Origin of the sequence: Lactiplantibacillus brownii, assembly GCF_031085375.1 — a bacterium.
Lineage (GTDB): Bacteria > Bacillota > Bacilli > Lactobacillales > Lactobacillaceae > Lactiplantibacillus > Lactiplantibacillus brownii.
On sequence record NZ_JAVCWF010000004.1, the window covers coordinates 30,294 to 48,637 of the forward strand.

Consider the following 18,344-nt stretch of genomic DNA (forward strand, 5'->3'; position numbering starts at 1 on the left):
TTTCTTGGTCATTTCTCGGATTTTAGTGGAGTTAGAAGTTTCAAGTGGTCCGCTCTGCTATGATTCTCTCATGTAAACATCATCTTTGTATATTGAATTTCTTTCGATATCTGATAAAGGTCGTCCGTTTAATCCCTGTATTACGGGCAACATCTACATCACTCATACCCGTTTGATAAAGCTTAAAAGCGTGTTGCAAACGGGGATCATCTTTGGCATATTGGGGTTTGCGCCCATGATATTTACCCTGCTGCTTAGCTAAGGCAATCCCTTGTTGCTGGCGCTCAATGATTCGCTTACGTTCACTTTCGGCCTGATACTTATAGAGTTCAATAATCAAGTTGGTCATCAGTTGACGTAAATTTGGGTCAGCAATCCCGGTCATGGACGGCAAATTTAACACATCTAGGGTGGCGCCCCTATTTTGAAGGGTGTTCATGATTTTAGTTAAATCCTGATTGTTTCTGCCTAAGCGATCTAATTCAGTGACCAGGACAATATCACCCTCACGAATATAGGCCAGCATTTTTTGCAGTTCTGGCCGATTAGTGTTAGCCCCACTTAATTTATCCGTAAATAATTTATCAACGCCTCTTAAAGCCGCTAACTGTCGATCTAAATGTTGCTCCTTGGAACTCACACGCGCATAACCGATTTTAGCCATTTCCAATTCTCCTTTTGGACAGTTCTAATGAACACTTGTAATTCCTAGTATAGCACAGAAATAAAAAAGGCCAATAGGGTATACCCTAGTGGACGTCACGCTAATTTATTGAAAAGGGAAAAATTCTCCTTCCCCTAGATTATCTGTATTTAATCTTGAATTTATAACGTTTTGATTTCCATTTACCATTTTTGATAAATCTTCTGGGGCTGTAAAATTTGAATTCAAAGGAGCTTCTTGATAGGCGATTTCCCAATCTCTCAAAATATTATAATCTTTTGAAAATTCTATGTTCTTTTTTACACCCTCAAAATCCGGAAATAATTTGGTACTGATGGCTCCGTTTTCTTTTAAATATTTTTGTAAATCATTTCGATCTCTTTGCGATAGTTTGAAGGTTATTTTTTCTAAAAGAGTTTCATTATTCCATGAGTATTTATCGCCAGATTGCTTCAAAAAGTCATCAGGATTATTAGATTGAAGCCAATCAGCCAATATTTTAATTTGAGAGTTTTGAATTTTAGCATTATCGTTTACTTTTGTGCTATCTATGCTAGATAGCAGCCCCTGCTGTGATTCCATTCTTTCGTTTTTATGATCTGTATCAGATACTATTAGCGGTAATTTAGGATATTGATTCTTTAACTCATCATATAAGGTCTTATTAAGTCTATATATGCAATACTTGTGCTTGTTGAAGTCGTCTCTAAGACAATGCATTTTACAAAGATCGATATGTTGGTCCAAAATATTTTCATCAACAAACTGTTTAATATAACTGCTGAATGCAAAGTATAAAGCTACATAGACCGAATAACTCCAGTCTAGATAACTAGTGCTGAGCCCGTAGTGCTGAGAAAGGCCATCTGCCAGCCCATTCATACCTACTTCTGAATACCCTCGCTCAGCGGCTTTTTTAACAACGTCAGAATAAATATTGTATTGGGCAAAACTGATGTCTGTTTTTAACTTTCTAGCTAGAGTTGGAACTAAATCATATTTTTCAAATGCACACCCTCGATAAATGAAGTTGCTATTATCCTTAGCTTTTGAAATGATTTTTTGTAACGTAGCCAATATTTCATTCCTCCTGTATAATTAAAGTTCGTAGAGAAGTTAAGGCGGTGGCTATTTCCGATCGGAGGTGGTGCTTATGGTGTTAAACCTTTAAAGCCCATAAATCCTAACGAAAGGGGTAGCCTAAGTGTCCGTTGCGGACGCTTTACAATTAATGCTGGCTTTCGGTACCTTTATCGTGGCTTTAATTGCATTAATTGTTGAGCTGATCAAAAGTCAGCAAAAAAAATAACCGCCTTAGCTTGGCACAGCTAGCGGTTATTTTTAGTCGTTAATTAATGCCACCGTCTTAAACGGCTCTACATGGGAAGTCCTGTTCTAGCGGGGCTTCCTTTTTTCTGTCTACATTATAGCATGACTATAATGGACTTTCGACTATTTTTAATCAGCTTTCTAACAGTTCGGGGGCACACACGTTCGATTTTTATGCTACAATACAGGTAAAAGCTAGCGGAAGTGATCAAAATGTTTTTTGACGATGAACTGCATGGCGTGTTCTTCTTAATCGATAACAAGTCCTTTTATGCTAGTTGCGAAGCCGTTGCCGGGGGCTTAACCCCTTAAAAGTCCGTTAGTTGTCCTTAAGCATACCAATGGTGGGCTAATCTTAGCCACGTCACCCGAAGCTAAGCACTTATTTCATATTAAAGCCAATGTCTCACGCAAACGTGACTTACCCAATGATCCCCGGCTGTGGGTCGTGCCACCACGCATGAACCTTTATATTCAACGCAATTTACTGATTAATCAGATCTTTCATCAATTTACCACTGAAAAAGAGGTTTGGCCGTATTCAATTGATGAAAGCATTCTTGATATGACCCATACTTGGCGGCTGTTTGGCAATTCCGTTCGCGAAGTGGCACGCTTGATTCAAAAGACAGTTCGGCAAAAGCTAGGCTTGTATACCACCGTGGGAATTGGTGACAATCCGGTGCAAGCTAAATTAGCCTTAGACCTTTACGCTAAACATAATCATGAATTGATCGGTGAAATCCATTACGAAACTGTGCCGGATAAAATTTGGTCAATTACTGAATTAACAGCCGTTTGGGGGATTGGCCCCCGTATGGCGAAACGTTTGAACCGTCTTCACATTCACAATATGTATGAGCTAGCCCATACCAACCCTTATTACTCAAACAACAACTTGGCATCATTGGTAGCCAATTATTTGCTACGGCCTGGGGAATTGATCGCGCACAAGTCACGGAACCAACTAAGGTTAAAGAAGCTAGCCTGGGTAATTCGCAAGTATTGCCACGAGATTATTTTAACCAAGTCGAAATTGAAACCGTCATTAAAGAAATTGGGGAACAGGTGGCGGCGCGGCTTCGGCACCACCATAAACTGGCGGGGTGTCTATCGCTAAGCATTGGTTTTTCCTATGCCGCAGCCGAAGCAGATGGCCGCGGTGGCTTTCACCAAGCTTTAAAAATGGAACCAACTAATGACAATCAAGTTTTGACGCAACAATTATTGTGGTTATTCCGTCAGAATTGGGACGGTCAAGCTGTCCGGAATATTGGCGTTTATAGCAGTAAACTAAGTGCCAACTCCGGCCAACAACTTAATTTATTTGAAACACCGCGTAACCAAATTCGCCGTAGCCGGTTAAACCAGGTGATTGATGAAATTCACCGGCAATTTGGGTTCACCAAACTAGTTTACGCGACCAGTTTATTAAGGAAGTTTGTCAAATGGTGTTGAAGGATAGTTTCTATCCTTCAACACCATTTGACAAACTTCCTTAAGTATACGCACAAACACTAAAAAAGCCGTCGAAATTCGGCGGCTTTTCATCATATTACGTTAAATTATTCAGCGTCGTAGGCAGCTTGGAAAATCTTGATGATATCTTCCTTTGTCCCCTTACGAGGGTTAGAGAAAGCATTCCCATCCTTCAAGGCATTTTCAGCCATCAATTCAAAGTCTTCTGGCTTAGCACCAATTTCTTTGATTGAGTGAGGAATACCAACGTCTTCGGATAATTGCTTCATGGCCTTGATGGCTAATTCGGCAGCATCCCGCGTTGATAGGCCTTCAGTGTTTTCACCCATGATTTCAGCCAATTGGGTGAAACGATCTGGGCAAGCAATGATGTTATATTCTTCAACGTAAGGTAGAAGTAAGGCACAGCAAACACCATGAGGTGCGTCGTATTGACCACCGAGTTGGTGAGCCATGGCATGAACGTAACCCAAGTTGGCGTTGTTGAAGGCCATCCCGGCTAACATTTCAGCTTCGACCATCTTAGTCCGAGCGTCCAAGTTGTGGCCGTTAGCAACGGCTTCACGAAGGGAAGTTTCAATCAACTTGATAGCTTCCACACATTGTGAGTCGGTGATAGGGTTGTGGTCAACGGAAACGTAAGGTTCAACGGCTTGAACGAAGGCATCCATCCCAGTAGCTGCGGTTAAGCCCTTAGGCACATCGAGCATCAGAGTTGGGTCGTTGAATGAAACCAACGGAATGTTCCGCCATGAAACAACCACGAACTTCAAGTGGGTTTCTTCATTCGTGATAACCGCGTGACGGGTTAATTCAGAACCAGTACCGGCCGTCGTGTTAACGGCGATTAATGGTGGCAAAGCCTTGTCGAGTGTTTCAATCCCAGCCAACTTGGTAATGTCGTCGCCATTAGTCAAAATAATGCCGGCACCTTTACCAGTATCGTGAGCAGAACCCCCACCAACAGTGATGATGGAGTCCGCACCGGATTCTTCGTAAAGTTTCTTAACTTCTTTGATGTTACGAATCTTAGGGTTGGGTTCAACGTTGTTGTAAACAACGTAGTCCACACCAGCAGCCTTTAAAGAATCCAAAGTCTGTTCCACGGCGCCGTCCTTTAAACCTTCAAGGAACTTATCCGTGACGATAACGGGCTTTTTCATCCCTAACATCTTTGCTCGATCACCAATCTTACTAATGACACCAGGGCCAAAGAAATTGACGCTGGGCATCAGAAAGTCATAACTACGTTCAGCCATTGTACAAATGCCTTCTTTCGGAAGTTTTGAAAACAATTAGTACCAATTTCACAAAGCAATTATAACTAATAAATTTACAGTTTGCAATCGTTTTTGGGTAAAAGTCCCTTAATTGTGCAATAAAGTGCTAATTTGTCGGCGGTTTAAACCGTAATGATTAATTTTACTGTCAGTATTTTTAGGTCTAGAATTTTTGGTGTTGGAAAGTATTTCCATTCCAAAAGTACTAGGCCCTTTTTGATAACAAAAAAAGGCATCTAAGCCTCCCTAGTGCTATGCTTTAAGCGACGAAACTCAAGATAAGCGGGGTAGGAATAGATATCTCAACTAGATAATCCACTTAAATTACTGGGAATTACAGACACAAACATTCAGGTGTTCGGTACTCGTGAGGAATTTCATGGTCGGGGCTCGGGTCGCAAAAAGTATTTGGTCATCCAGGCAGAGCTTACCTACACACTCAGGCGCTGTCCCAGCTGTGGATACAATACGTTGCACCCTAACGGACACAAGCTCACTCATGTCCACATTTCAGGACCCATGGACCGGCCCGTAATTCTAGAGCTAAACAAGCAACGCTGGCGTTGTAGTAACTGCCATAGCACTTGTACGGCCACCACTCCAGTGGTATCAACCAACCACGCCATCGGTCACGGACTAGCGACTCATGTGCTGAAGCTAGCCAGTAAATCACTCCCGGCTAAGACTATCGCCAGTCTCACCGGTATTTCGACAAACTCAGTTCAGCGTATTTTGACGGCTAATATTCATCCACACGCGAGCCGCCGGTTACCGATTAATCTATGCTTTGATGAATTCCGTTCCACGCACGGCTCCATGTCGTTTATTTGCATTGACGCCGACACTCACAAATCAGTTAAAGTACTTAGCGACCGCCTTAATAGAACCATCAAACAGTTCTTTCTTAGTCCGTACAGCACCGCAGAACGGGCCGCGGTTCAACGCGTCATCATGGACATGAACGCCTCCTATCAGGCATTCGTGCACAAACTATTCCCTAACGCCGAACTCATTATTGATCGGTTCCACATTATTCAATTAATGGGCCGGACGATGGCTACCATTCGCCCTCAATGTTTAAAGCAACTCGACAAGCATTCGCGGGAATATAAAGTACTGAAATCACGATGGCGCCTATTCCACAAGGCCAACCCTGACGCACAAAAGAGCCGCTACCTCTTCGGCCTGAATGAGTACTCGACCGAACAGAACGCTATTGATATTGGAACCGATACGTTTCCGGCCTTCAAAACAGCTTATGAAACCACATCGATCTCCACGATGCTTTGATGGGGCGTCACGCTGATAAACTCAAGAATATCATCACTAACTATCAGCCTAACGGCACGCCCCTAGATACGGCCATGCATACCCTACGAAAGAATCTTAATGGCGTAATTAACGCCGCCAAATCGTCCTACTCTAACGGACCGATAGAGGGCATCAACCGTAAGATCAAGGAGCTCAAACGTGCTTGTTATGGCTTCTCCAATCAGGCCAATATGTTCACACGCGTCTACCAGCTGATTGCCTAGATTATCTACCACAATAACGTCACGATGGTAGGCTTATTTGTTATGCCTTCAAGTACGATATTCAGACAACACACCAGATTAAACGCCGCAACTAATAAAACAACAAAAAAGATCTCCCACACGAGGAGATCTCCAAAGGATAGAAACTATCCTTCAACACCATTTGACAAACTTCCACATTAATATAGTTTTGTAATTATGCTACCGCCTTTGAAGCGGCTTGCGTGGGAAGTCCTGTTTTCGGCGGGACTTCCTTTTTCTGTCCACATTATAGCATGTCCTTTAAAAACTGGCTACCGTTTTAAACTTTGATCAAGTTCGGATTCGGGTTGTTTGATTTCCGGATTCTGTTCAGCAAATGCTTGTAGCTGTTTTTGAGTTCGATCACTAATTTCTTGGTGCACATCGTTTAACTGGTTTTTAAATTGCGCTTTCTGTTGTGGACTAGTTGCCTGTTGAATTTGTTGTTGCAAGCCTTGATAGGACTTATTAAGATCATGGGCTGATAGCTTTTTTAGATCATGCTCAGGCTCTTTTGGGGCTTCTTGTAAGCCTAATTGTTTGGTTAAGCCATCGCTAAGTTCAATCACTTTGTTGCTCACTTGCTGGATCTCACTTAAAGCACTATGGATCACGGCTTTATCTTTAGCCCAGGTGGCCACGTAACCGAGTGAGTAGTTGCTGGTATCAACGCCAATATTTTGCATGGCAACATATGCGACCGCTTCGGCTTGGGTTTCCTGATAGGCTCGTGGCCGATCTTTAAAGGCTGATTTTAAGCCGTGTAACTGACTATGTGCATATTCATGATATAACGTCTTCAATTTTAAAGCATTATCGGATTCATCACCACCAATAACAATTTCATTAGTGCTGGGTTGAAAATACCCCTTTAGCCCCATTTAGCGTTGCTAAGGGCACTTCACTGACTTTAAGGTCGGTTTGCTGGTTTAGATAGTCCTTGAATGCGTTATACAAGCTTGTCACATTCTGATGATCGGCCAAATTTTCTTTGACAAAGTCTTTAGCACTTAACACTGGTTCACCGCTAGTTTGTGCCACATCAAAGACGGGTAGATAGCGATAACCGACAATGGCGCGCTCATCGGTGGTATCAAGATGCTTCTGCTCGGCTGGTGTTAGCTTCTTAATGATCGGAGCCGCAATCCGAATCGCTTTTGCGCCCCGGTTGACGGTGCGGTTAAAAGCCTTCTGCCATTGCTTAAAACCGGCGACTTGAGTGGCTTGAGGATTTTGCGCATAAATCAAATCAATGTTTCTGGCGCTATAATGATGAAATTTAGCCAGGGTATTAAGATACTGTTTAAATCGGTCACTATCGGTTAATTTTAGGATTTGCTGTTCGGCTTGGGCGACTAATTGTGCTTTCCAGGCTTTAACGTCTGCTTTACTCGGCATTGTCTACCCCTCCTCATCTTCAAAAATATCATTCAATATAGGGGCTACGTTGATTTGAATCGGGGTCGTGCCATAAAGGGCGATGTAGCCATCAGCTAATTTTTGCCAAGCCACTTGATAATAGGCTCCGTTACCAGTGATTTCTTTTAAATACTTGTAGGTTCCTTTAGCCTGTAAAACTGGTAATTCACTCCCAATGACTGCTAATTTATTATCCATTTTATGATCTCCTTTGCTAATCTCACCCGTTGTTTGGGTTTACTTTTAGGGTTGTAAAAGTGAACCTAAATGACGGGTTCACCAACCGGAACGTAGTGCAGGGCGGTAGGCAGGTTCTAATCAAAATCAAAACTTAATTTATGGCCGTCAAGCTTTAACTTGGCGTCAAACGACTTTCCTTTTTTACTCTTGAAACCCTTTAATTTGCTCGTTTCTCCCTTGGTGACCAACGCTTTAATTGCGGTCTTACCAAGCGTCTTGCTACTCCATTTCTTGGGTAGGGTAAAGTCCTCGCCTTGCTTGGGTTTCACGATGTAAAACTTTTGTTTATTTATGACAGTTACTTGTGGTGTTTCTAAGAACACCCCGGCAACTTTTTGCGCTTGCTGCTGGTGATTGATTTGTTGCTTAATGGCTGAATTGCCGGTTAATTGTGTGGGGACATCAGCAATTAACTTCGCCACAAACTTCTTAATCTGGCTCAAAAAGTTATCCGGGGTGCGTTCTTCGGTACTGATTTGCTGTAACGCTTGCTCCCATTTAGCTGTCATTTCTGGACTAGTTAGCAAGGGTTCGAGTTCGACCGCTTTACATAAAGTAATCCCGGCTTCACTGACGTGGAGCTTGTTCTTTTCAGAGACGAGATAGCCGCGTTTCTTTAACACTTCCAGCACATTGGCCCGGGTCGCACTTGTCCCAATGCCTTGCACATCTTTGAGAATCGCCTGGGCTACTTCATCATCAAGCGTTTTGCCAGCGGTCTTCATGGCCGTAATCAGGGTACCTTCGGTAAAGGGTACCGGAGGTGTCGTTTCTTTTTGCGGCGTTTGCAGATTCGCTTGAACTTGGTCGCCTTGGTGAACGATCGGTAGGGTGGCTGCCTCTTGCTGGTCGGCTTTGTGATCATCAAATAAAGCTTGCCAACCTTGCTTAGTTGGGACCTTACCCGTTGCTTTAAAATTGGCGTCACCAACTTGGGTAATAATGGTAGTTTCCTCGTACTCGTACGGATCAGCAAACATCGCTAACGTCGTTCTTAAAACCAGGTCGTAGACTTGTTGCTGTAATTTAGGCAAGCTGGCTAGTTTCTCTTTCGTCGGCACGACTTTAGTCATGATAATGGCGTAGTGTTCTTCAACCTTTTTCCCATTAACATAGCGCTTATTCGGGGTGGTATTGGTTAAAGCGACTTGCGTAGAGACTAAACCCAGATACTTCGTCAGATTAGCCACTAAATAATCAAATTCTTCATCAGTGATATAAGCACAATCCGTTCGGGGATAACTCAGCAACTTGGCTTCATATAAACTTTGAATGGCCGCTAAGGTTTGGCTGGCACTGGCGTGATAACGTTTATTCATGGCACTTTGGAGACTGGATAGTGAGAATAGTTGGGGACTAGCACGCTTTTTAGCCTGGTTTTGAATGCCCTTGATTAAACCAGCCTGTGATCCTTTCTGAACGTGTTTAGCCTGCATGAATGTCATTAGCCCTGCTTCGTCTTTAAATCGCTGATAGGGGTCTAATTTTGCGACAAATTTTTGCTGATTAGCAAGAATTTCAGCATTTAGTTCAAAATAGGGTTCCGGCTTAAAGTTTTTGATTGCCTGGTCTCTTTGATAGACCATATATAAGGTTGGCGTCTGTACTCGACCAATCGAATACACCCCGCGTACCCCGTTTTGTCTTAATAACAAAGTATATAAAGGACTGCCATTCATACCAATTAACCAGTCACTAATTTGACGGGTTTGGGCTTCTTTATAAGCCAAATAGTCTTTGTGCCAATCACCAAGATTTTTAAAGCCGGTAATAATCGCGTCTTTTTCTAGGCTATTCAACCAAAGGCGCTTAATCGTTTTCGACTTAACATCAATATGCGCTTGGTTCATGATCGACCACGCGATATTTGACCCTTCTCGACCACTATCGGTGGCCACAATAATGGTATCGGCTTTCGTTAACAGATCTTTAACGATCTTGAATTGCGCTCTTTTACTAGTTGACACTTCAAACCTGTATTTGTCTGGGAAAATCGGTAAATTAGATAAGGCCCATTGCTGGTATTTCTGATCATATTTATCCGGTGTGGCTAGTTCAACTAAATGTCCGAGACCATACGTGACAAGCGTATTATCGGGCAAAACAGGGTCACTAACCGTATAGTAACCCTGTTTTTTTGTGCTCTTTTGAAAGGCTTGGACGTATGAACGGGCTTGACTGGGTTTTTCAGCTAAGATAACAGTGGTCATGTTCGTTCACTCCTTATGATTGAGCTTCTGTTCTAATTCTGTTCTGCCTTGTTCAGCCGCTTTTAACCAGGTTTAACGGTGCATTTTTTATTCCGATTACAAGTGCATGCCCCCATCTTCATGCCGGTTCCGGGTTTGGTGTTGCCGTTGCTTTTTCGTCATTTCCCACTCAGTCTCCTTTAAACCTTGCGCTTGTTTTTGCCGTTGGTAATCTTCATCACGGGCATATAGGGCGGTCATGATTGCGTTACTAAAGGCCGTCTTTAAGTAATAGTCTGGACTAACTGGCTTGTAGTTCAGTGGTTGATAATGTCCGATATTTGCTTTTCTGTACTGGTCGTCCTTGGCTTGTTGCCCTTTTAACTGTTTTTGGATTTTCTCGATCTGACTGTTCTTAATCGTCGGATCGGCTTTGCATTCGCCAAAAAAGAGTTGTTTAGTGCCATCATGCTTTAAAACCCGTTGTAAGTGATGATTTTCTAACTGATCTAAGCTAAGCTGTCCCGATAAATAAGCTAGTCCTTGTTGATGTTCTTGGGGACTAAACACCTGTGGTGGATTTGTTTGCCACTGTTCAATCGTTTCGGCCTGACATGGCTTTAAAACAGGATCATAGTACATCACGGCTGTATAGGCTTGTTCCTGTTTAATCAATGGCAATCCATCTAAATCACCTTTGGGAAAGGCCCTTTTCAATACTTCATGGTATTGCGTTTGAATGACTTGCTTAACGGCCATGATTACCCGTAGATCTTTGACTGCGCGAGTAATCTTTTGCTGTTCGGTTGGTGAATATTTCTCTAGTAACCCTTGATCGACGTGTTCTAGACTTTCTAAGTTATCGTCATGAATCATCAGCGTATATTTCAGTTCGATTTTGACTTCCTTTTCTTGTTGCATTAATAACTTCCAGCCAACGTATGGCCGTTTGGTAAAGGTCAATAATTGTTGGGTCAACAAATCATCACGAATGTTCATTAAACGTTCGTTTAATTCACTACCCTTGAAAACTGTTTGTTCGCTATCGGTTTCCTTAATTAATTCTCGTCTTTCAGCTTGCGTGGTCTGTTCAAAATTAAGCTCTGGATAAAGTTTTTTAGTCGTGCGATCAACCACTTTATTTAAGAGTTCATCTGCTTTTTTGAGTGAGCTTTCTTGTTGGTTAATTGTCAATAATTGTTTAGTCACATCTTCACCAACCGCATGTTTAATTAAGGTGCTGTTTTTCCAATTAAATAGCATGCGCCGCTTATCATCTAAGTTCTCCAAACTGATATAAGTTTTCAGTTCATGGCTTAACTCTTTAACTACCCGTTTTTCATTAAACGAGAAGTGTTTACTTAGGCTATCTAAATGACCTCTATTGATTACTTTTTCTTGGTTATTTTTATAACTGGCTTTGGCCTTGCGATAGTCCTTAACTTCTTGGTTAAATTCTTTTCTTTCATGCCGCTTACTATTGATTCCCTCATGTTGCATTGGGGTATCATCTATTCCCTCCTCGATAAATGATTTTTCGCTGATCCGATCGGGAATATTTTTTTGCTCTAAAACTTGATTTACACTAACCGCCCAATTGTGCCGCCATTCAGTTATTTTTTCTTTTTTATCCCAATCAACTAGCCACACCTTTCTTGATCTTGGAAAACGACTATTTCCTGTATAAGTCTTGTTCCCATTTTCATCTAATATATTTTCTCTTTTACTTTTTAATCCCCATGTTCCGTCTGGATTAAATGGACGATTAGTTAGCATAACATGAGCGTGCGGATTATCTGGGTGATCTCTATGAATTGCCACATCAGCTACCATGCCCTCATCAACAAAATTTTCTTGTACATATTTTGTCAGTAATTCTTTCTGTTCGGATTCACTTAATTCTACCGGTAAAGCCACGTTAAACTCTTTTGCATACCGTGAGTTTGATTTACGATCTTTCTTTTCAACTTCATTCCACAACTGCTCTCGATCACTCGTCCATTCAGGTGAATTTTTTGGCGTCAAAATAAAGCTTTCTGGCATGACTGACCGAGCATAAAAATAGCTTCGACCTTCTTTTTGATCGAATAACTTTTCACCACTTCGATAAGCGGAACTGGCAATGGCGCTTCTCCCTTTTCCCGCACTGATATTACTAAAGCTCATGTGAAAAATTGCCATGTCGGTCACCACCTTTATTTGGGTTTATGGGTTTGATTTTGTTGTCGCCATCGGCGACTTCTAATACAGGTTTTAATGGGTTTAGCAAAACGTCATCAAAGATGACGTGTAAGTGCGCATTGACCTCATTTCACTCGGTCTTCTGATTCTCTTAACTTTAACTTAGTGTATGCCTTCCGCTTCGCTATTTCAACTTTTATACTTTGACTTAACGTTTCCCTTATGATATAGTGTCGGTGATTATTTCTAATATGATTGGAGGGATCATTATGTCTCAAAGTAACTTAGAAAAACAAGAAGCTAAATTAAAAGCCCTTAATCAAAAAATTAAGGACGAAAAAAATAAGATTGAACAACGGCTAGGTAAACAAATCATCAGTCAAGCCAATTTAGATTATGCTAATTTGTCTAACGATCAGATTAAGCTTTTAGCCAAGCAATTTTCTGAATTTTTAAAGGTAAAGTCCGTAGATCATTAGCCATACGAGATGGGGAAATTCCATGTCTAATCAATATGAAAAACTAGTCGAGCAGCAAGCGCGTTTAAAACAAAAAATTGAGCGGGAAGATTTTAAATTACGGCAATCTAAATACTATGAAAATCGGCAATCCCGCAAAGCCCGTTCTCGCCGATTAATTCAAAAAGGGGCTTTATTAGAAAAGTACTTTCAAGCTAATAACCTCTCGGTCGAACAAACCGAAGAACTTTTAAAAACATTTGCTGACTATGTTAACGCCCATAAACCGGGTAAATTAAAAAACGATCAACCTAATAACTAGGCCGATCGTTTTTATTTTCAGGATTGTTTTTTGGCTTAATTTCTGGATTGTGTTTAGCAAAGTCTTTTAACTGTTTTTGAATTCTTTGTGTAAGCTCTGCTTTACTTTCTTTGTGCTTCCTTTTACTTGATCGCTGTTGAATTATCTTTTGACCCTTACCTCTTCTTTTTGATTTTAGGTCAAGCGTAAAATCTGAAATTTTATTTTGATCTAGCTTACTTAAATGACCGATTTCTTTAAAGTTTAAAACGGCTTTGGGAAAGCGATAAATATTACCAAGATCGACCCAGGAAGGTTTCTTCAACCCAGCGGATTGCCAATCTTGAATCGGATAATATTGTTGCTTGATATAAGCCGACTTCTTTTCATGCTGACTAGTAATTTTAAAAGCCTCGACCGTCTGTTCTGATACCCGACGAATTAAAATTGGCCGAGACTTGCCACCGTTAGTTTCTACAAAACTAACGTATAGGCTGACTAAGTCATTAGTCCTCATCTGGATTGTTGAGCCAATCAGCGACCTCTTTAGCGTCTTTGAACTCGGTGACTGGTGTCCCTTCGGTCGCCTTTAAAAAGCGTAAATTAGCTCTTTCTTCTTCGCTTAAAGACGCATTAAAAGGTAAAGCACCATTAGCAACAATCCGCTTGTAAAACATGTTAATGGCCGTGGTTGGATTTAAGCCCAATTCGCTTAAAACTGCTTCGGTATCATCGGCCAAATCTTTATCAATCTTGACTTGGACCCGTTTCTTTTCCTTAACTGCCATGATTGTCTCATCTCCTTTCTTTTACTACTACCATTATACTACCTTTTGAGTACCTTATCAATAGATAAAGCCCTAGCCTCAAATCACTTGAGCTTGGCGTTGATCTAAAGGCTGAACTTTTGAGCTGGTTAGCCTGGTTAGCTCTGGCACTCATTTAAAAGCCCCTATTCTTCTGTTTAAGCCATTTAAATCTAACTTAAGTAAAATAGGTTAGTAAGTCTTAAAACTGCTTAGAAAGGATTTTGTAGCCTTTTAGGACTAGTAGTACAACCCACTGTTATCGTTGTCGGCCGCCTTTTCTTCTTCGGGGTGTTTGGCCGCGTATTCTCTAGCCGCTTGTTTATTCCACCAAACACCAAATAGATTTTGCATGGTGCCGTACAGGTAGTTTTCCACGTTCTTGATGTGCTTCTCATTGCTTCTTAGGGCGTTAAAGTAACGTCTCAAGGCTTTAGTCATTAAAAATTTAAGTTCTTCGTCGTCCAGTGGGATTATGACGCCAATATCTTTATGATCCTTCTCAACTCGGTACTTAGCATTTAAGATAATACCAACGAAGCGACGCATCTGTTGCGGGGTACGGCACCAAAAACTAAGCAGTATTCATCATGTTACAGCACCCAAGTAAAAGCTACGAAGATAAAAACATTCATCCTCAAAATATGTAACCTAGAAAAAAGGCCTCCAGTGTTAAACCGGGAGCCTTTTTTAGTATACCAATTTCTACTTCACATAAGGCGGCTTATCCCAAGTAACCTGATTCATTACCGAGGGAACAACATTCCGTTCTTTTTTGATTGTGAGCTTGTCCAAAAAGGAAGTGGTATAGGTCGCAGATTGGCTTTAATTGAGGAAAGGAAGTTTGTGAAATTTACCGGTATTACTCCTAGACCATTCCCTTAAATTCAACTGTCTCATTCTTTGTATTAACCAAAAATTTGCCAACACTTCCCCGATACTTCACTGATACTTTAAATGAATACTTGTAATTTACCCGAGTGTATCGAATACTACTAATTCTTCCCTGATACCCTTGACTACGCAAAACTCTCTTCACTTGGTTCCTTTGTCGATCAGTAATTCTTGCAGAACTCCGATAGATTGTCTTCTTAACGATCACATCTGGATTCAATGGAACAATGTAATCCTTACATTCCAACAATTCCACCAACTTTCTTTTTTCTTTGGAATTTGACTTGACGGGTTACGGTTTTCCATTCAGTTTAGAGGGAGTGACGTTTTGAGCGCAGAATTGTTCCCTGGAATCAGCTATTTGGAATAACTGAACCAGAGTACAATTCTACTACTAAAAGTTTCCCCTTAGTTCGTCGGTCGTTAACGCCCGTCGCTTGTCTGTACAATTGCGGTATTGCTACCACCACTCATTATAAACCTACGTTTTCGGTTTAACCTACTAAAAAACGCCCTAGTAGGCGTTGGCAATACGTATTTATGTTTGTTCGATCACCAACTAATCAGTGGCACCAAGCCGAAGCTTCGTTTTACCACCCGCGCCGTTAATGGTCGCGCTCACCATTCACCACCCAGCCGTACAGATGACCTTGTTGTGGTATAGCCAGACTTATTGAAGTCGCACTGGCAAACGTGTCCCCTTGGATTTAGACCCCAGCTTGTCCCCTAGGGCTTTAAAAATCGCACCGGCCATGATATAATAGTCATTAAATAACGATGACTTTTATGTGGCGCTCACCGATGCCCGTCGGTGGGTGTTTTTTTATGTTCTATTTTATGTCTAAATAATATCTCAATAGCAAGAATAAGTAAAGGCGCTTTTTACATAGTTCTATAGAACTATGTAATCTATAATTCTATAAATCTATAGTTCTATAAATCTATAGATGTTCATTTCTATAGTTCTATAAATCTATAGTTCTATAGAGCTGCTATGTCGGCAATATTCGCTATTTATTAGAACTATAGATCTATAGTTCTATAGTTCTATAGATATTAATTTCTATAGTTCTATAGATTTGAATAAAATTTTCTATAGAATTTTATTTTTTTGTGCTATAATTTTTCCCAAAAGGATGTGTCTATGTTGACCACAACTATTACAACCGGGAATTTTAAAGGTGGAGTTGGAAAAACAACTAATGCTGTTATGATTGCTTACACCTTATCTAATAGAGGGAAAAAATCCTTAATAGTAGATCTTGATCCACAAGCTAATGCTACAGACTTGCTGTTTACAACAATGAGCCAAGTGTATGGAACTAAACCTGATTTTAGCGAAACGCTTGAAGTTGCTTTAAAAAAAGGTAGTTTAGAAAATGCAATTGTTCATGTAAATGATAACTTAGATTTACTTCCTTCGGATGATGATTTACAGAACTATGATAAATTTCTAAGCTCTTCGTTTCCTGATGACTACACACAAGATCATTATTTCTCTAAACTATTATCAAAAATTTCAAGTAAATATGATTTTGTAATATTAGACGTTCCCCCACAATTAAACAAATTTACTGATTCCGCTTTGGTTGCAAGTGATTACGTTATTGTTATTTTGCAAACCCAAGAGCGCTCATTGCGAGGGGCAGAAACATACGTTAAGCACTTATTGCAAATCAAAGACGATTACTCTCTCGACATTGATTTGTTAGGCGTTTTACCTGTCTTACAACAAAACGGAAATGATTTAGATTTAGACGTTATCGAAGATGCAACTACAAGCTTCGGCAATGCAAACATGTTTAAACAAAAGGTGCGTCAGATGGCTAGACTAAAACGATTTGATCGCACTGGTATAACAAATAATGCTAGCCATGACATAAACGACAGAAGGGTTCACTATCTTTATGATTTGGTTGTAGATGAATTATTAGAACGTTTAAAATTGATTAGAGGTTAAAAAATGACTGCTAACGATAAAATGGGATTAGGTGCTTTTGGAGAAACTAGAAAGAATAAAACCACACGACCTCAGAAAATTGAGCCACAAAAATTTGAAGAACAACACAGAAGCATGCCAAATGACCAAGTACTAATTAAGCCAAAACGTAGATTGACAGCAAAAGATACTCCAAAGTCTGTCCAGGCACAATTAGACACTCATATGGCCATAAAGCAAATAGCTACCATTGAAAATAAGCGAAACTATGAGGTTCTCAACGAAATCGTTGAAAGCTATGTTCAAAATATGCCGAACCAAAGCAAAAAATTGGTAATAGATAGTGTTAGAGCTGTTCAACAAAATATGCGAGATTTTTAAATATCTATAGATCTATAGTTCTATAGAATGGACGTCTTGTATAACTGCAAAATTAACGAATAACACCACGCGCGCTCAGACAACACGTTCAGCTTTTAGACGTATACTTGTCCGTTTAAATGAAGCAGAATGCACACAAAAAAGCCACCCACCTCGTGATGAGATGAGTGGCTTTTTGGTTGTGTGGTAGATTGTAAAATTAATCCGAACGCTGTTCGGACAAAAAAGATCAGCTTCCTTTAAAATGGTGTTTACCACAAACCCATCTTTTAGGAGCTGATCTTTTGTCTAGTATAACCTATTCCGAACGAATTAAAATCGAAACCTTTTGTGAACTAGGGCTGTCCAATATCCAAATGGGCGTTCGGCTGAACCGATCACCGTCAACAATTTCTTATGAATTATCTCGATGTCAACCTTATCAGGCTGAATTAGCACAAACAGATGCCGAATACAAGCGATCACGATGTGGTCGGAAAACTAAGCTGAGCGATGAGTTAAAGCAAAAAATTCTCAACCATTTACGTCTAAGCTGGTCACCAGGAATGATTGCTCACGAATTTAAACTAGCTACTAAATCTATTTATAATTGGCTAAATCAGGGGAGAATTGATTTCTCCTTGAATGATCTACCTGAACATGGCGTACGCCAACGGCGTAACGTTGACCAACGATCCAAATATAATCAATCTTTGGGGCGATCAATTGAACAGCGTCCCATGATGATTAATCAACGTAATCGCATCGGCGATTTTGAACTAGATACAGTCGTTGGTCCTCGTGGGCATAGTAAGGCAGTTTTATTAACTTTAATCGATCGCAAATCACGGTTCCTTTGGGCATACCGGTTAAAAGATCGGACGACAGCGACTGTTAATGAAGCACTAACTAAGTTCCTAACCACTTTTAATGGTCCGGTGCACAGCTTTACTGTGGACCGTGGCACTGAGTTTAGTGGGCTAGTATCACTTGAATCACAATATGGTATTAAGACCTATTACTGCCATGCTTATACGCCAGCTGAACGTGGTAGTAATGAACGCTTTAATCGGAATTTACGTTATTTTTATCCTAAAGGGACTCGTTTTGAGCACATTAGTGCTCAAGATTTAACGACGACGTTACTCCAAATTAACCAGCGACCGCTTAAAATACTCGACTGGCAAACACCGTATCAGGTTATGCTGACAAATTTGTCCAAAAATTCGGATTAAATTTGCAATCTACC

General features: G+C 40.7%; 15 protein-coding genes and 4 pseudogenes. 8 read left to right on the plus strand and 11 right to left on the minus strand.

Annotated elements, in window-relative coordinates:
- Positions 1-79: 79 nt before the first annotated feature.
- Complete coding sequence (locus RA086_RS14825) at positions 80-664, minus strand: recombinase family protein (RefSeq protein ID WP_204122203.1); 585 nt, start codon at positions 662-664, stop codon at positions 80-82.
- Positions 665-769: 105 nt separating this feature from the next.
- A complete protein-coding gene (locus RA086_RS14830) occupies positions 770-1,741 on the minus strand; it encodes an FRG domain-containing protein (protein ID WP_308704550.1) in 972 nt (323 codons plus the stop codon).
- A 154-nt stretch (positions 1,742-1,895) separates the two neighbouring features.
- Between RA086_RS14830 and RA086_RS14835 the strand changes: the two genes are divergently transcribed.
- Both RA086_RS14835 and RA086_RS14840 read left to right on the plus strand, forming a co-directional pair.
- Positions 1,896-1,973, plus strand: a complete 78-nt coding sequence (locus RA086_RS14835; protein WP_076661461.1) for a putative holin-like toxin — start codon at positions 1,896-1,898, stop codon at positions 1,971-1,973.
- 233 nt (positions 1,974-2,206) lie between these two features.
- Positions 2,207-3,430, plus strand: a pseudogene (locus RA086_RS14840) (Y-family DNA polymerase); the annotation flags it as partial.
- A gap of 128 nt (positions 3,431-3,558) precedes the next feature.
- Here the strand turns inward: RA086_RS14840 and RA086_RS14845 are convergent.
- Positions 3,559-4,731 carry an iron-containing alcohol dehydrogenase gene (locus RA086_RS14845; protein WP_308704551.1) on the minus strand — a complete coding sequence of 391 codons (1,173 nt, stop codon included), beginning with the start codon at positions 4,729-4,731 and terminating at the stop codon, positions 3,559-3,561.
- Between the two features lie 318 nt (positions 4,732-5,049).
- On the opposite strand from RA086_RS14845, the pseudogene RA086_RS14850 reads away from it, so the two are divergent.
- A pseudogene (locus RA086_RS14850) lies at positions 5,050-6,287 on the plus strand (ISL3 family transposase).
- Positions 6,288-6,580: 293 nt separating this feature from the next.
- Here the strand turns inward: RA086_RS14850 and RA086_RS14855 are convergent.
- From RA086_RS14855 to mobQ, 4 genes and pseudogenes are all read right to left on the minus strand, one after another.
- Positions 6,581-7,706, minus strand: a pseudogene (locus RA086_RS14855) (ArdC-like ssDNA-binding domain-containing protein).
- Positions 7,707-7,709: 3 nt separating this feature from the next.
- Positions 7,710-7,925, minus strand: coding sequence for a hypothetical protein (locus RA086_RS14860; RefSeq protein WP_004466187.1), 216 nt, complete (start codon positions 7,923-7,925; stop codon positions 7,710-7,712).
- Between the two features lie 116 nt (positions 7,926-8,041).
- Positions 8,042-10,177, minus strand: coding sequence for a type IA DNA topoisomerase (gene topB / locus RA086_RS14865; protein ID WP_308704552.1), 2,136 nt, complete (start codon positions 10,175-10,177; stop codon positions 8,042-8,044).
- 96 nt (positions 10,178-10,273) lie between these two features.
- Entirely contained in the window at positions 10,274-12,337 is a 2,064-nt protein-coding gene (gene mobQ / locus RA086_RS14870; protein ID WP_308704553.1) for a MobQ family relaxase, read from the minus strand.
- 251 nt (positions 12,338-12,588) lie between these two features.
- Here mobQ and RA086_RS14875 point away from each other — a divergent pair, with 251 nt between their 5' ends.
- Both RA086_RS14875 and RA086_RS14880 read left to right on the plus strand, forming a co-directional pair.
- A complete protein-coding gene (locus tag RA086_RS14875; RefSeq protein ID WP_076639168.1) occupies positions 12,589-12,816 on the plus strand; it encodes a hypothetical protein in 228 nt (75 codons plus the stop codon).
- 22 nt (positions 12,817-12,838) lie between these two features.
- Positions 12,839-13,117, plus strand: coding sequence for a hypothetical protein (locus tag RA086_RS14880; RefSeq protein ID WP_308704554.1), 279 nt, complete (start codon positions 12,839-12,841; stop codon positions 13,115-13,117).
- Here the strand turns inward: RA086_RS14880 and RA086_RS14885 are convergent.
- The 4 genes and pseudogenes from RA086_RS14885 to RA086_RS14900 all read right to left on the minus strand — a co-directional run bounded on the left by RA086_RS14885 (position 13,107) and on the right by RA086_RS14900 (position 15,043).
- Positions 13,107-13,613 (minus strand): hypothetical protein, encoded by a 507-nt coding sequence (locus RA086_RS14885; RefSeq protein WP_308704555.1) that lies wholly within the window; start codon positions 13,611-13,613, stop codon positions 13,107-13,109. The genes RA086_RS14880 and RA086_RS14885 overlap by 11 nt on opposite strands.
- Entirely contained in the window at positions 13,603-13,884 is a 282-nt protein-coding gene (locus RA086_RS14890; RefSeq protein ID WP_045137392.1) for a type II toxin-antitoxin system RelB/DinJ family antitoxin, read from the minus strand. Before RA086_RS14890 ends, RA086_RS14885 begins: the two co-directional genes overlap by 11 nt.
- A 258-nt stretch (positions 13,885-14,142) precedes the next feature.
- Positions 14,143-14,484 (minus strand): annotated as a pseudogene (locus RA086_RS14895) (replication initiator protein A); the annotation flags it as partial.
- Between the two features lie 286 nt (positions 14,485-14,770).
- Positions 14,771-15,043 (minus strand): hypothetical protein, encoded by a 273-nt coding sequence (locus RA086_RS14900; RefSeq protein ID WP_082604759.1) that lies wholly within the window; start codon positions 15,041-15,043, stop codon positions 14,771-14,773.
- 900 nt (positions 15,044-15,943) lie between these two features.
- Here RA086_RS14900 and RA086_RS14905 point away from each other — a divergent pair.
- The 3 genes from RA086_RS14905 (at position 15,944) to RA086_RS14915 (ending at position 18,330) form a co-directional block, all read left to right on the plus strand.
- Complete coding sequence (locus RA086_RS14905) at positions 15,944-16,756, plus strand: ParA family protein (protein WP_147781539.1); 813 nt, start codon at positions 15,944-15,946, stop codon at positions 16,754-16,756.
- A gap of 3 nt (positions 16,757-16,759) precedes the next feature.
- Positions 16,760-17,116, plus strand: coding sequence for a hypothetical protein (locus RA086_RS14910; RefSeq protein WP_024526904.1), 357 nt, complete (start codon positions 16,760-16,762; stop codon positions 17,114-17,116).
- A gap of 284 nt (positions 17,117-17,400) precedes the next feature.
- Positions 17,401-18,330 (plus strand): IS30-like element ISLpl1 family transposase, encoded by a 930-nt coding sequence (locus RA086_RS14915; RefSeq protein WP_015473476.1) that lies wholly within the window; start codon positions 17,401-17,403, stop codon positions 18,328-18,330.
- Positions 18,331-18,344: the final 14 nt, after the last annotated feature.